The sequence below is a fragment of the Virgibacillus sp. JSM 102003 genome (assembly GCF_041949995.1).
In the GTDB taxonomy this organism is placed as follows: domain Bacteria; phylum Bacillota; class Bacilli; order Bacillales; family Amphibacillaceae; genus Lentibacillus.
This window is the reverse complement of sequence record NZ_JBHFQH010000005.1, coordinates 245,113-258,838: the sequence shown is the minus strand read 5'-3', so window position 1 is coordinate 258,838 and position 13,726 is coordinate 245,113. Positions and strand designations below refer to the sequence as shown.

The window sequence follows — 13,726 nt, the reverse complement described above, 5'->3', positions numbered from 1 at the left end:
AATTCAATTACACGCAACTCCTTTTTGTTTTGTTTAGTGGTATAAACAAAGTTTATCAAATAAGGAGCTTGCGTGCTTTTTTTATTGGTTGGAATTTTGCCAATACCCCAACAAATATTTTAGAGCCCAAAAAAAGAGACGGATTCACTCCGCCTCTTTACAGTACCAGTATTATTTTTTCAAATTATAAAACGCACTTAGCCCAGCATATTCACCCATGCCCGCCAATTCGTCTTCGATACGTAACAGCTGGTTGTATTTTGCTACGCGATCTGTACGTGATGGTGCACCTGTTTTAATTTGTCCAGCGTTTGATGCAACAGCTATATCAGCAATTGTCGCATCTTCTGTTTCACCAGAACGGTGTGAAATGATGGCAGTATATCCTGCACGTTTGGCCATTTCGATTGCTTCAAAGGTTTCTGTTAAAGTGCCGATTTGGTTAACCTTAACTAAGATGGAGTTGCCAACACCCTGTTCGATACCTTGGGAAAGCTTACTTGTATTTGTAACGAATAAGTCATCACCAACAAGTTGTACGCGATCTCCAATTCGATCAGTTAATAATTTATGGCCTTCCCAGTCATTCTCGTCCAAGCCATCTTCAATTGAGATAATTGGATATTTATTTACCATATCTTCATACCAGTCAACCATTTCTGCTGATGTTCGTACGACGCCTTCACCTTTTAGATTATATTTGCCGTCACTGTAAATTTCAGAAGCAGCTACGTCCATTGCCAGCTGAACTTCTTCACCTGATTTATAACCAGCAGCTTCAATAGCTTCCACAATGGTTTGCAATGCTTCTTCGTTGGACTTAAGATTTGGTGCAAATCCACCTTCATCGCCAACACCAGTGTTGTAGCCTTTTGATTTTAATACTTTTTTCAGTGAATGGAAAATTTCTGCACCGGTACGAAGTGCTTCCTGAAATGTTGCTGCAGCTACAGGCATAATCATAAATTCCTGAATGTCTACATTATTATCAGCATGCTCTCCACCGTTCAGAATGTTCATCATTGGTGTCGGAAGTGTCTTTGCATTAAATCCACCTAAGTAATTGTAAAGTGGGATTTCAAGATAACTTGATGCAGCATGTGCAACTGCCATCGATACACCTAAGATTGCGTTAGCACCAAGATTACCCTTGTTTTCTGTACCATCAAGCTCCAGCATAATTTGGTCAATGATATTTTGACGAGTTGCATCAACACCAATTAATTCTGGACCAATGATATCGTTAATGTTATGAACAGCTTTCTGAACTCCTTTGCCTAAATAACGTTCACTGTCACCATCACGGAGTTCTACCGCTTCATACTCACCAGTAGATGCACCACTTGGTACTAAAGCAGCACCAAACGCACCTGATTCTGTAAAGATTTCCACCTCAACTGTAGGGTTACCGCGGGAATCTAACACTTCTCTTCCATAAACATCTGTAATATATGGCATAAAAATCGCTCCTTGTTTTATAATTTTGCTAGTAGCCTTAGAAAAAACTTACCTTTTAATTAGTGATTCGCCAGTCATTTCTTCTGGTTTTTCAATATTTAACAAGTCCAGCAATGTTGGTGATAAATCGGCTAAAATACCACCATCACGAAGTTCCATATCATCACCTGTAACAATAACAGGAACAGGGTTTGTCGTGTGAGCAGTCATTGGATCACCTTCCAGCGTTGTAACTTCATCTGAATTTCCATGATCCGCTGTAATAATCGCATTACCGCCTAGCTCTAATATTTTATCAACTACTTTACCTAGACATTCATCAACTGCTTCTATTGCTTTAATTGTCGGTTCCAGCATACCAGAGTGCCCAACCATGTCCGGATTCGCAAAGTTTAATATAACTGCATTGTGCTGTTTCGAATCAAGTTCTTCCAACAATTTATCAGTGACCTCATAAACACTCATTTCAGGCTTCAGGTCATATGTCGCAACTTTTGGAGAATCGATAAGGACACGTTTTTCACCAGGGAATTCATTTTCACGTCCGCCACTCATAAAAAAGGTAACATGCGGGTATTTTTCCGTTTCAGCAATTCGAAGCTGCTTCATATCATTCTGAGCCAGTACTTCACCAACAGTATTATCTAAATTGACAGGCTTATATGCAACATAACCATCAACTGATTCACTGAAGTTCGTAAGCATTACGAAGTCCAGATTTTTTGGAACGTTTTCTCCACGGTCAAAGTCTCGAAAATCTTCATTAGCAAATGTGCGAGAAATTTGAATTGCACGATCAGGACGGAAGTTGTAAAAGATAATTGAATCCTCATCCTGAACTTTTCCAACAGGTTCATCATGATCATCAGTAATAACAGATGGAATAACAAACTCATCATGTATTCCATTTTTATAGGAGTCGTCAATCACTTTATACGGGCTCTGATATTTAGGGCCGTCACCATAGACCATCGCATCATATGCTTTTTTAACGCGCTCCCATCGTTTATCACGATCCATGGAATAATAACGTCCAGAAATTGTAGCAATTTTTCCAACACCATATTCTTTCATTTTTTCTTCTGTTTGTTCAATGTAAGTTTTAGCTGTTTGCGGACCAACATCACGGCCATCAAGAAATGCATGGACATACACATTTTCCAGCCCATTATCTCGAGCTAACTTTAACATTGCAAAAAGATGGTTAATATGGCTGTGCACACCACCGTCTGACAACAGACCAAAAATGTGCAGTGATTTACCTTTATCCTTCGCATGCTGAATTGATTTAAGAAATGCTTCTTTTTCGAAAAAATCGCCTTCTTTAATCGATAAATTAACACGAGTTAAACTCTGGTAAACGATCCGACCAGCACCAATATTAAGGTGGCCGACTTCCGAGTTACCCATCTGACCCTCAGGAAGTCCAACTGCTTCACCACTTGCTTGTAACTGGTTGTGGGCGAACTTCTCCCAATAGCGGTCAAAGTTTGGTGTGTTCGCCTGTCTGACTGCATTACCCATCTTTTCATCACGAATACCAAATCCGTCTAAGATGATGAGTGCAGCTAAGTTTCCCTGATTCATTTTGTACCGGCCTCCACAAGCGCTAAAAATGATTCTGCTTCAAGGCTGGCTCCTCCAACTAGTACACCATCAATGTCAGATTGCGTTAACAATTCATCAATATTGGCGGGTTTGACACTGCCACCGTATTGAATAACAACTTTTTCAGCAGTTTCTTCGGTTGAAGCATCCTTGATTACATTACGGATGTGCGTACAAACTTCATTCGCATCCTCACTTGAGGCCGTTTTACCTGTACCAATTGCCCAAATAGGTTCATAGGCAACGATCGTTGAAGCTACCTGTTCATCTGACAATCCCTCAAGCCCTTTACGAACTTGTTTTTCAATGTGGTTCATCGTTTCGTTTGCTTCGCGTTGATCAAGTGTCTCACCAACACAAACAATCGGTGTAAGCCCATGTTTGAATGCTGCATGGACTTTCTTATTGACCGTTTCATCTGTTTCAGAAAAATGTTCCCGACGTTCGGAATGGCCAATAACAACATGAGTCACACCAAGATCTTTCAGCATAACCGGGCTTACTTCGCCGGTAAATGCGCCCTTCTCTTCATAATGCATATTCTGCGCACCGATCTTTACTTTTGTTCCTTTAGTTTTTTCAACTAAAGATGGTAAAAAGGGAAATGGTGCACATATAATGGATTCCACATTATCATTGCTTGGTACCTTTTGTACCACATCATCAGTAAACTGATTTGCTTCTTTTAAAACTTTATTCATTTTCCAATTTCCAGCGATTACTTTATTGCGCATCCTCTCACCTCTAATTTCAGATTTAGTTATTTGTCATCTAATGCTTGTACACCTGGCAACACTTTGCCTTCCATAAATTCAAGGGAAGCTCCTCCACCTGTTGAAACGTGGTCCATAGCTTCAGCAAAACCAAACTTTTCAACAGCTGCAGCGGAGTCTCCACCACCAATAACAGTATAACCTTCTGTGTTTGCTAATGCCTCAGCCACTGCTCTCGTCCCACCGGCAAATGCATTATATTCAAAAACACCCATTGGCCCATTCCAAATTACCAGCTTTGAGTCAGCAACAATTTTTTCATAGGCTTCACGTGTTTTTGGCCCAATATCTAATGCTTCCCAATCTGCAGGAATTTCATTTATATCAACAATTTTCGTGTTAGCTGTTTCTGAAAAATCATCAGCTACGACAGCATCTTTTGGCAAAATAAAGTTTACACCCTTATCTTCTGCTTTTTGCATGAATTCTTTTGCCAAATCAATTTTGTCTTCTTCAAGCAGTGACTTACCAATTTCATGACCCTGTGCTTTTATGAAAGTATATGCAAGTCCACCACCAATAATAAGATTATCTACTTTATCCAATAGATGATCGATTACATTAATCTTATCTTTTACTTTGGCACCACCGATAATTGCTGTAAACGGTCGCTCCGGATTCTCAAGGGCTTTTCCTAGTACTTCAATCTCTTTTTCCATCAGGAATCCTGCTGCAGCTGGCAGCTTTTCAGCAACTCCTGTTGTCGAGGCATGTGCGCGATGAGCCGCTCCAAATGCGTCATTCACATATAAATCAGCCATCTCTTCGAAAGCTTCTGCTAAATCCTGACCATTCTTTTCCTCACCAGCTTCAAAACGAACATTTTCAATCAGTAAAATATCTCCATCACTAATTTGTGAGATAGCTTCATGAACTTCTTTCCCGTAGACAGAGTCTGTTTTCACAACATCTTTGCCAATGAGATCACTTAGGCGCTCCGCTACAGGGTCCAAACGTAATTCTTCTTTAACTTCTCCTTTAGGACGGCCAAGGTGACTCGCCAAAATAACAATTGCACCATTTTCGGATAAATAATTAATTGTTGGTAATGCGGCCTTAATTCGTGTATCATCCGTAACTTCACCATTCTTCATTGGCACGTTGAAGTCTACGCGGCAAAACACTCGCTTGCCTTCTACATCAAGATCGTGAAGTGTTTTTTTGTTCATGCCTATACCTCCTGCTTTTAAACTTATGTATCTTATTAAATTCCCCGGAATTTCTCCCATTAATCACATTATAGAACAAAAGCGCAAGCGCCTGTTCAGCGCCGTATGGACTGGACTGACCCGTGTGAGATAAAGGATACACGAAGAGCGTAAGCGATTCGATGTTGACTTATCGTAGACACGGGGAAGGAAGTCCACTAGGCGCTAGGCGCTGGCCGGTGAGAACGCCACCTCCTGTGGCATCACCGGCACTAGTACGTCCTGTACGTCGGAGCTGGACGTCGATGATTTTGATGTCCAATTATCCACAGCACTTAAATTTTATAATTTCCTATACAGCTAGAAAAGGAAGAGGATTGCCCTCTCCCCCTTACATTATATCTTATAATCCTTGGTTTTGAATATACACTGCCATGTCCACACAACGTGCAGAATAACCCATTTCATTGTCATACCATGAAATGACTTTCACCATGTTATCTTCAAGTGTCATGGTTGATAGGCTATCAAAGATAGATGAATGTGGATTACCAACAATATCAGATGAAACAAGTGCTTCATCACTGTATTCCAATACGTCTTTAAGGTCGCCTTCAGCTGCTGCTTCCTGAAATGCTTTGTTAACTTCTTCTTCTGTAACATTTTGATCGAGTTCAGCTACCAAATCAACTAATGAACCGTCTGGAGTTGGAACACGAACCGCCATACCATTCAACTTACCATCTAATTCAGGCAATACTTTGCCAACAACTTTTGCTGCACCAGTTGATGTTGGAATGATATTTTGTGCTGCAGCACGTGCACGACGATAATCTTTATGCGGCAAGTCAAGGATTTGCTGGTCGTTTGTGTAAGAGTGAACAGTAGTCATTAAACCACGTTTCAAACCGAATTTTTCCTGTAACACTTTTGCTAATGGTGCAATACAGTTGGTTGTACAAGATGCATTGGATACAATGTGATGCTCACTTGGATTATAATCAGTTTCATTAACACCCATAACCATTGTTAAATCTTCCTGTTTTGCCGGTGCTGAAATGATTACTTTCTTCGCGCCTGCATCAAGGTGTTTCTTAGCATCATCGCGTTGTGTAAAACGTCCAGTGGATTCAATTACAATATCTACGCCAAGATCTCCCCAGCCTAAGTCAGCAGGATCTCTTTCTGATAGCACTTTAATTTCTTTTCCGCCAACAACAATATTGGATCCGTTCACTGATACTTCCTGATCCAATTTACCGTGCACCGAGTCATACTTTAATAAATGTGCAAGCATATCAGCATCTGTCAAGTCATTTACTGCAACAACCTCTACTTCGTTGTTTTTTAGTGCCTGACGAAAAACATTACGTCCAATCCGTCCAAATCCGTTAATTCCCATTTTTACTGTCATGTATAATTCCTCCTAAAATTTTATAAATTTTATTCTATTTAAAGAGACTCATCTCTTAAAATCTGTTCAGCAGCTGCTTCATCTGTAATAAGCAAATCACTTTTTCCTTTTTTAAAATAGGAAGCAATTGCGTTAGCCTTCGAATATCCTCCAGCTATTGTGATCACTTGATTAACAGTCGATAAATCATCCAGCTGTATGCCAATAGTTCTTACCTTATAAACAACATCACCGAACTTATCAAAATAATAACCAAATGCTTCACTTACTGCTTTCTTCTTCTTTAATTTCTCCGTAATCTCTTCAGGTGTCTTTCTTCGTTTAGCCATTGTTAACGCATCGCCTATTCCATGTAATACAACACTGGAACTCTTAATCAGCTGAAGCGTTTCATTAATGGAAGGTTCCTTAATGATGTTCTGGTATGATGTTTCACTTAATGGATCAGGAACGTAAAGTAACCGATAATCACCTTTAGCCTCCCTCGCCATCTTGGCAACAATCGTATTAGCCTGATTTTCCTCTTTTTCACCAATACCGCCTCTTGCCGGAACAAATAAGCTGCTTGCTGCATTATCAAAAGGAGCCATCATACTGGCAACTGCAGCCATTGTTGTTCCACCAGTAACTGCAATTGTTTGTGGAGATTTCACGCTTTCCTTCAAAAAGGAAGCACAAGCTTTTCCCATCTCTTGTTTTACCCAATCATAGTCATCGCTATTACCAGGAACAACCATAATATTACTTATTTGTAATTTATCCTTCAATTGCCTTTCCAAAACACTTAACCCCATTGCTTCCTGCATGAAATCGGACAATTGCTTAATTACTAATTTTCCCTCTTTTGTAATTTGCATTCCTTTTGATGTGATATCAATTAAACTTTGCTCATGAAGAAAATCGATTTCGCCACGCACATTACGTTCAGTAAGGCTTGTGTTTTCTGCTAATCCACGCCTCCCAATCGGCTGCAGGAGTTCAATATTCTGCAAAACAGCATAACGCTGCTGCATAATTTCCAGGAGATCAGGATATAATTTTTTCTGTACATCAATTAAATCTCGCATGAAAATACTCCTTCGTGGACAGAATTGGTCCCGCCTAGCAAATTCGCGTCCCGCATCAGGCAAAAAAATATGTGGATGGTTTTGCTCCACTTATTATTTTACCATACACATATTTTTATTCAATCAATTTGTCTCCTTCAATGCTTTTTCCAATGCTTCGTAACTGATTTGCTCACAATCAAGGGTAGTATCATTTATTTTAACCACTGGTATCATCAATTGATATTTCTCGAGCCATTCATCTTTTGAATAAATATCACGTTCTTCCAATTGAAAAGGATAAGCGTCTTTTAATAAATCAAGTAATGTTTGCGCATCATCACATAGTGAACAATTTTCTTTCGTATAAAAAATGACTCTTTGCATCTTTATCCCCCATTATTTTCTTTTGGTTGAAGAAGCTATCCCTAACTGTTCACGATACTTCATCACTGTTCTTCGTGCAATTGATATTCCGAATTCCTCGTCCAGCCGGTTTTTAATCATCTGATCAGACAACGGCTTCTGCTTGTCTTCATGCTTAAGCAGTTCAAAAATTAATTGCTTAATGACAAATGACGATGTCTGCTGTCCACTAGCCTGCTTAACCCCCGATTGGAGGAAGAAGTTCAGCGGAATGACACCATGCTTTGTCTGAACATATTTGTTGGATATCGCACGGCTGACAGTTGAAATATGAAGCCTTAAGTCTGTGGCAATATCCTTTAAGGTTAACGGTTGCAGCATAAAAGAACCATGTTCAAAATACATCTGCTGCTTGTCCACAATATTTCGGATGACTTTCTCTAATGTATTTGACCTAAATGAAATTGCATGCTTGAGCCAGTCCACTTGCTTTAATTTATCTTTCAAATATTCCTTCGCATCTTTCTCACTTGCCATAAGGTTAGCATAGGATTCATTTATTTCAATCGCGGGTGAATTCCATTTATAAAATGAAATCTTCCATTTGCCATCTTCTTCATAAATATTTGCTTCCGGAATTATATATTCTGTGCTGGTTTGTGATAGAAGTTTACCAGGCTTTGGGTGACAGGACTTTATATCTTCTAACATATCCCTAGCTTTATCCTTAGTTAATTGATATTGATCGCTGATGCCAGTGATATTTTCCTCAGCTACCCAATCCAAGTGTTCCTGCAGCAACTCTCCGATAAATGAATATGAAGCATCCATCTGTAACTGGATACATTCCTGCAATGTTCTCGCTCCAATTCCAGTGGGATCAAGTGACTGTATTAATGCTAATGACTGTTCAACCTTTTCAATGGTTGTATTGCAGTTTTCGGCCCATATACTCAAGTCAATATCCAAATAGCCATCATCATCCAGCGAATCAATCCCATACGATACAACTGGTTCCAAATCACTCGGCACATTCAGTGTGTACAGCTGGCTCTTCAATTGTTCATACATAGATAATGTTGCCTGATTTATCTCTCCAATCGAGGGCTGGTCCGCATTCGAATTTTTATAATTTGTTATTTCATAATCATAATTCACTTCTTCTATCAATGGGTTTTCTTTGGAAATTTCCTTAATATAATCAATTATTTCAATTCCGGTAAACTGTAATAAATGGATTGATTGCAGCAGGGATTGGTTCATTTTTAATTGTAATGTCTGTTCTTGCTTCAGTTTTTGCTGCACCATAATCCCCTCCAGTCTACTTTCTATTTTACATTAAAAGATAGGATAAGGGAAAAAGAACATGGCGAAGTTTAACAGCCCTGTTCTTTTTCCCTTATTTTATCCTTACTTTTTCATCCCCCGTAATCTTAGAAAACTTGACCTATCGCCAAGCCTTAAAATAGATAAGCCTTAGTTGCACTTATGCAGTGAGAAAGGATTTATACTTTCTTATCTGCCAATTTGGAAAAAACTCCAGTTCTATTGAAATAGGTGGTTTCAGTTGATCAGAACTTTTCATATTAAACCCAATTGTCTCCATACCCTTATTAAGCCTATATCCATTAGAGAATGAATGCTACGTTGTCATCTCATAACCATTATTATCGCTAATTTTTCCAACATAAATAGGAAAATTGCTTTTTTGTATGCAAATTAAGACTAACCCTAGTCCATCAATCTGCAGGTTTCTACTATTTCTCTTCCATTATAGACGTTCTTTATGAAATGTTTTAAAAGTATTCACCATTTCATTTCGTTTAGTGACATATATCACATTATTACACGGATTAGAGGATTACACTATAAGCAAGAAATAAGTAAATAAAGCAGGGTTGGTGATTGTTATGCCATGGGAAGTCCGGCAAATCATATTAGGAATCCATATATTTCTAGCGGTGAATTGGATTGGTGGGGTTATGTTTATTGGCTGGGGTGTTTTTCCATCAGTCAGAAATATGAAATTTACTCAACAAAGAAAATTCTTTCTGGCACTTATTCAATGGTCACACAGATTCCTAACAGCAGCAGGCTTTGGTGTTATTTTGACCGGAATAATACTTGGAACAATTGGTGGCCCGATAAATAATTTAGTTGACATATGGTACACATCATACGGAAACATTTGGCTAACTGCACTGCTAATTGCGCTTTTCACTTTACTATGGGGGGTTTTTGTTGGGTATAGGCAATCCGTAAAGGTATTTTCAGATGTTGCGCTATGGGAAAATGCTGATTCAGGTGATAAAAAACCCCTTTCAAAAGCTCTGCGGATAACAATACTTCTAGAAACGGTGGAGATTAGCGGTTTTATCGCTCTAATTATTTGCATGGTATTACTATAAGAAGGAGTGACGATCATGACACAAATTACAATGGATCTTAGATCTGATAAATATTATTACCGTTCTTCCTGGCTTCAACTCATTAGGCCAATGACTCTAACAGGCACACTAACTCCAGTATTAGTCGGCACAGGAATAGCTACATCAAAAGGGCCAATTCAGTTAGATGTATTTATTGCCCTTTTATTCGCAGCATTACTAATACAGGCAGCAACAAATCTTTTCAATGATTATTATGATTTCCGGAATGGGCAGGACAAGGAAAAATGGACACTTAATCCATCCGATGCACACGGTCCGCCACATGCAGTGGTTGCTTATGCAGCAGGATCGATGCTTGGTATCTCCATTATAATTGGAGCATGGATTGCTTTAACGAGCAGTTTATGGGTTATACTCGCGGGGATATTAGGAATCGCTTTTGGCTTTTTCTATTCAGCTGGTCCACGTCCATTATGTTCAATCGGGTTAGGTGAAACAGTTGCATTTATTTTTCTTGGTCCCGTTATAACAATTCTTGGCTACAGTGTTCAAGGACATTCGATAGATATTCAGATTGCAGCAATTTCACTACCATTTGCGATGCTTATCGCTTCGATGATTTTAACAAATAATATTCGGGATCTGGAAAAAGACAGCACCTTTCGAAAAACACTCCCAGCAATATTAGGGCGTGCCAGAGCGATAAATATACTCGTTGCACTGCTTTCAATTGCTTATATAACAGTACTTGGACTCGTTTTATACAGCGTAATCGCTTGGCAGTCGCTAGCAGTCTTACTAGCCTTACCACTTGCTTTCCGCTTGCGTTGGGCTTTGCGCATTAATGCTAAACGATCTGAGGAAATCAAAGGAATGAAATGGGCAGCATGGCACCATTGGGCATTTGGCCTGCTATTTTCATGCGGGGTTTGGATAGGTTTTTTAATTAATTAAAGGTTCTTTCAAAGTCTAATGTAGTTGTGACTCTCCGACACGCAGCTGGCTTGAATGGTTAATCATTACAATATTAGTAATTAAGAAAAAACGAGTATAATCCAGCGGAGGAAATGCATTGGCGAGCCCCCGCATTACAGCATGAGGAGAATCGCGAGTTTGAGTGTGTTCTCACTCGAGTTTGCTGTGTTCTCGCTCGAGTTTGCTGTGTTCTCGCTCGAGTTTGCTGTGTTGTCGCTCGGGTTTGCTGTGTTCTCGCTCGAGTTTGCTGTGTTCTCGCTCGAGTTTGCTGTGTTCTCGCTCGAGTTGAGTGCGTTGTCGCTCGAGTTTTCTGTGTTGTCGCTCGGGTTTGCTGCGTTGTCGCTCGAGTTTGCTGCGTTGTCGCTCGAGTTTGCTACGTTGTCGCGCGAACATCAACCTTTTACGAATCACCCAAAAAAAAGCGACAAGGGATTATCTATCCCTTGTCTGCAACCTCTATTTCACTTTATCCGGACCACTTTTTTTATCTTTTAGCAATGCTTTATAAAAGGAAAAAACCATTAGCAGCATAATTACCGAAAACGGGAACGCTGCTGATATCAAAGCATTTTGCAACGCTTGCAGTCCTCCAGTATACAGGAGTACAGCTGCTATAGTTGATTGGGCAAATCCCCACACAAACTTCACCGTAGTTGGAGGAGATAACGAACCATTTGTTGTTTGCATGCCTAATACAAATGTAGCTGAATCTGCTGATGTAATAAAGAAAGTTCCAATTAGCATTAAGGCAATTATCGATAAGACGATTCCTAAAGGAATTTCTCCAAACATTCCAAATAAAGCCTGCTCATCAGGAAGTCCAGCAATATCTGCACCTTTATTCTGTTCATTAATGCCTGTTATGCCAAATGTTGAAAACCAAAGGAAGCTAACAACGGAAGGTACAAGGAGAACACCTGTCAGGAATTCCCTGATTGAGCGTCCTTTTGATACTCGGGCAATAAAGATTCCAACGAACGGAGCCCAGGCTATCCACCACGCCCAAAAGAATACGGTCCAGTCTAAAACCCACTGTCTCTCCTCATCATTATGTGGAGCTATGCGAAAACTCTCAGTAGGAAGTTTTTGAAGATATGCACCAATTGTATCTGTAAATGAATTAAAAATGTACAATGTTGGTCCCAGTATTAATGTACCAACCAATAACACTCCTGCTAAAGTCATATTAGCATTACTTAAATACTTGATGCCTTTACTAAGTCCTGTATACGTCGACAACATGAACAACACAGTTACAATAAGGATAATAACAAGCTGAACCCAAAACGAACTCTCGATATCAAGGAGATAAGTTAGTCCTCCATTAATCTGTGTTGCTCCAAAACCAAGGGTTGTAGCTACACCTACTATTGTGGCAAAAACGGCAATAACATCAATTAACTTTCCCCATCCCCCACTCATTTTATCCCCAAAAATAGGTTCAAGTGTAGCACTTATTAAACCAGGCTTTTCATGACGAAATGTAAAATAGGCTAGTACTAAAGCTATCACAGCGTATATCGCCCACGCATGAATACCATAGTGAAAGAATGTGACACGCAGCGAATCCTCAAGCGCCTCTCTTGTACCAGGCTCTGCAGTGGGAGGGGTATTAATATAATGTGATACAGGCGATGCTACACCATAGAATACTAGACCTATCCCCATACCAGCACTAAAAAGCATAGCAAGCCACGTTGGATAGCTGAATTCTGGCTTTTCGCCCGGTTTCCCAAGCCTGATCTTACCATATGGGCTAATAATTAAATATAAACAAAACAGTACAAACAACGTTACAATCAGTAAATAATACCAGCCAAAATGAACAGATATATAGTTCATAATTGTTTTTGAGATATTTTCAAAACCTGTAGGGGCTAAAACTCCCAATAATGACATACCTAATGTTATGGCCAAAGTAATCCAAAAAACGGTAGTTACCTGTTTCATTTTCATCCCCTCTTTCTGCATTTCTAGTGTTAGTATCTCTGAATTTTATAGTGCTATACAGAAAGGGAATATGTTATTTAGATATAGTTCACGAGGAACCATCACTATCTCCAAGATCCAGCCAAGAGAGCATCTCGCGTACAACCGTATTGATTTTCTCATTGACTGCATCATCACCGAATTTAGCCTTTGCTTTTTCAATCTGTTCTACGACGTTTTGATCAAAACCTATCAGTTCAGTATCATCTTCCATTTCATTAAATAAATCAATCATAGCATCGTTCCCCTGCTGTATCAGATCGATGGCATCGCTGTATTTTTTGTAATCTTTTTCATCTGCCTTCATATGTATCACCCATTACTTAGAATATCCAAAAAGTATTACAATATTAGAAGTTGGTTTAGGTCATATGCCCACGACCGGATTTATTCAGTCTTCTCGGCCAATTATTCAGTCTTCCTTCAATGATTACGTGATTATTCGGTTTCTACTCTGTATAATCAGTCTCCGTCACACATAATTCAGTCCTCATCCACTTTAATTCAGTTTTCGGCCTTTGTTAAGCATAGTTTCACTTAAAGAAGTAACTAAAAAAGG

13 protein-coding genes are annotated in these 13,726 nt (G+C 39.4%); 3 read left to right on the top strand and 10 right to left on the bottom strand.

The window, feature by feature from the left end:
- Positions 1-171 precede the first annotated feature (171 nt).
- The 8 genes from eno to rpoN all read right to left on the bottom strand — a co-directional run bounded on the left by eno (position 172) and on the right by rpoN (position 9,121).
- Positions 172-1,458 (bottom strand): phosphopyruvate hydratase, encoded by a 1,287-nt coding sequence (eno, locus tag ACE1TG_RS07985; RefSeq protein WP_375051845.1) that lies wholly within the window; start codon positions 1,456-1,458, stop codon positions 172-174.
- A 48-nt stretch (positions 1,459-1,506) separates the two neighbouring features.
- Positions 1,507-3,045, bottom strand: coding sequence for a 2,3-bisphosphoglycerate-independent phosphoglycerate mutase (gene gpmI, locus ACE1TG_RS07980; RefSeq protein ID WP_375051844.1), 1,539 nt, complete (start codon positions 3,043-3,045; stop codon positions 1,507-1,509).
- Positions 3,042-3,800, bottom strand: coding sequence for a triose-phosphate isomerase (tpiA, locus tag ACE1TG_RS07975; protein ID WP_375051843.1), 759 nt, complete (start codon positions 3,798-3,800; stop codon positions 3,042-3,044). Before tpiA ends, gpmI begins: the two co-directional genes overlap by 4 nt.
- A 26-nt stretch (positions 3,801-3,826) precedes the next feature.
- Complete coding sequence (locus tag ACE1TG_RS07970; protein ID WP_375051842.1) at positions 3,827-5,008, bottom strand: phosphoglycerate kinase; 1,182 nt, start codon at positions 5,006-5,008, stop codon at positions 3,827-3,829.
- Between the two features lie 382 nt (positions 5,009-5,390).
- A complete protein-coding gene (gene gap / locus ACE1TG_RS07965; protein WP_375051841.1) occupies positions 5,391-6,401 on the bottom strand; it encodes a type I glyceraldehyde-3-phosphate dehydrogenase in 1,011 nt (336 codons plus the stop codon).
- Between the two features lie 38 nt (positions 6,402-6,439).
- The gene (locus ACE1TG_RS07960) at positions 6,440-7,468 is read right to left on the bottom strand and encodes a sugar-binding transcriptional regulator (RefSeq protein WP_375051840.1); all 1,029 of its coding nucleotides are present in this window, start codon (positions 7,466-7,468) and stop codon (positions 6,440-6,442) included.
- 123 nt (positions 7,469-7,591) lie between these two features.
- Positions 7,592-7,834 (bottom strand): glutaredoxin family protein, encoded by a 243-nt coding sequence (locus ACE1TG_RS07955; protein WP_375051839.1) that lies wholly within the window; start codon positions 7,832-7,834, stop codon positions 7,592-7,594.
- A gap of 12 nt (positions 7,835-7,846) precedes the next feature.
- Positions 7,847-9,121 (bottom strand): RNA polymerase factor sigma-54, encoded by a 1,275-nt coding sequence (gene rpoN / locus ACE1TG_RS07950; protein ID WP_375051838.1) that lies wholly within the window; start codon positions 9,119-9,121, stop codon positions 7,847-7,849.
- Positions 9,122-9,723: 602 nt separating this feature from the next.
- Here rpoN and ACE1TG_RS07945 point away from each other — a divergent pair.
- From ACE1TG_RS07945 to ACE1TG_RS07935, 3 genes are all read left to right on the top strand, one after another.
- Positions 9,724-10,221 (top strand): hypothetical protein, encoded by a 498-nt coding sequence (locus ACE1TG_RS07945; protein WP_375051837.1) that lies wholly within the window; start codon positions 9,724-9,726, stop codon positions 10,219-10,221.
- Positions 10,222-10,236: 15 nt separating this feature from the next.
- The gene (locus tag ACE1TG_RS07940) at positions 10,237-11,157 is read left to right on the top strand and encodes a prenyltransferase (RefSeq protein WP_375051836.1); all 921 of its coding nucleotides are present in this window, start codon (positions 10,237-10,239) and stop codon (positions 11,155-11,157) included.
- A gap of 159 nt (positions 11,158-11,316) precedes the next feature.
- Complete coding sequence (locus tag ACE1TG_RS07935) at positions 11,317-11,673, top strand: hypothetical protein (RefSeq protein WP_375051835.1); 357 nt, start codon at positions 11,317-11,319, stop codon at positions 11,671-11,673.
- Here the strand turns inward: ACE1TG_RS07935 and ACE1TG_RS07930 are convergent.
- Entirely contained in the window at positions 11,635-13,128 is a 1,494-nt protein-coding gene (locus ACE1TG_RS07930) for a BCCT family transporter (protein WP_375051834.1), read from the bottom strand. The two genes, ACE1TG_RS07935 and ACE1TG_RS07930, sit on opposite strands and share 39 nt — an antisense overlap.
- An 88-nt stretch (positions 13,129-13,216) precedes the next feature.
- Complete coding sequence (locus ACE1TG_RS07925) at positions 13,217-13,474, bottom strand: atypical membrane-integrating protein (Mistic protein) (protein ID WP_375051833.1); 258 nt, start codon at positions 13,472-13,474, stop codon at positions 13,217-13,219.
- Positions 13,475-13,726 lie beyond the last annotated feature (252 nt).

Bases quoted from the DNA above. Each gene is read 5' to 3' on its own strand.
- eno (WP_375051845.1), bottom strand. From the start codon at position 1,458: ATGCCATATATTACAGATGTTTATGGAAGAGAAGTGTTAGATTCCCGC.
- gpmI (WP_375051844.1), bottom strand. From the start codon at position 3,045: ATGAATCAGGGAAACTTAGCTGCACTCATCATCTTAGACGGATTTGGT.
- tpiA (WP_375051843.1), bottom strand. From the start codon at position 3,800: ATGCGCAATAAAGTAATCGCTGGAAATTGGAAAATGAATAAAGTTTTA.
- ACE1TG_RS07970 (WP_375051842.1), bottom strand. From the start codon at position 5,008: ATGAACAAAAAAACACTTCACGATCTTGATGTAGAAGGCAAGCGAGTG.
- gap (WP_375051841.1), bottom strand. From the start codon at position 6,401: ATGACAGTAAAAATGGGAATTAACGGATTTGGACGGATTGGACGTAAT.
- ACE1TG_RS07960 (WP_375051840.1), bottom strand. From the start codon at position 7,468: ATGCGAGATTTAATTGATGTACAGAAAAAATTATATCCTGATCTCCTG.
- ACE1TG_RS07955 (WP_375051839.1), bottom strand. From the start codon at position 7,834: ATGCAAAGAGTCATTTTTTATACGAAAGAAAATTGTTCACTATGTGAT.
- rpoN (WP_375051838.1), bottom strand. From the start codon at position 9,121: ATGGTGCAGCAAAAACTGAAGCAAGAACAGACATTACAATTAAAAATG.
- ACE1TG_RS07945 (WP_375051837.1), top strand. From the start codon at position 9,724: ATGCCATGGGAAGTCCGGCAAATCATATTAGGAATCCATATATTTCTA.
- ACE1TG_RS07940 (WP_375051836.1), top strand. From the start codon at position 10,237: ATGACACAAATTACAATGGATCTTAGATCTGATAAATATTATTACCGT.
- ACE1TG_RS07930 (WP_375051834.1), bottom strand. From the start codon at position 13,128: ATGAAACAGGTAACTACCGTTTTTTGGATTACTTTGGCCATAACATTA.
- ACE1TG_RS07925 (WP_375051833.1), bottom strand. From the start codon at position 13,474: ATGAAGGCAGATGAAAAAGATTACAAAAAATACAGCGATGCCATCGAT.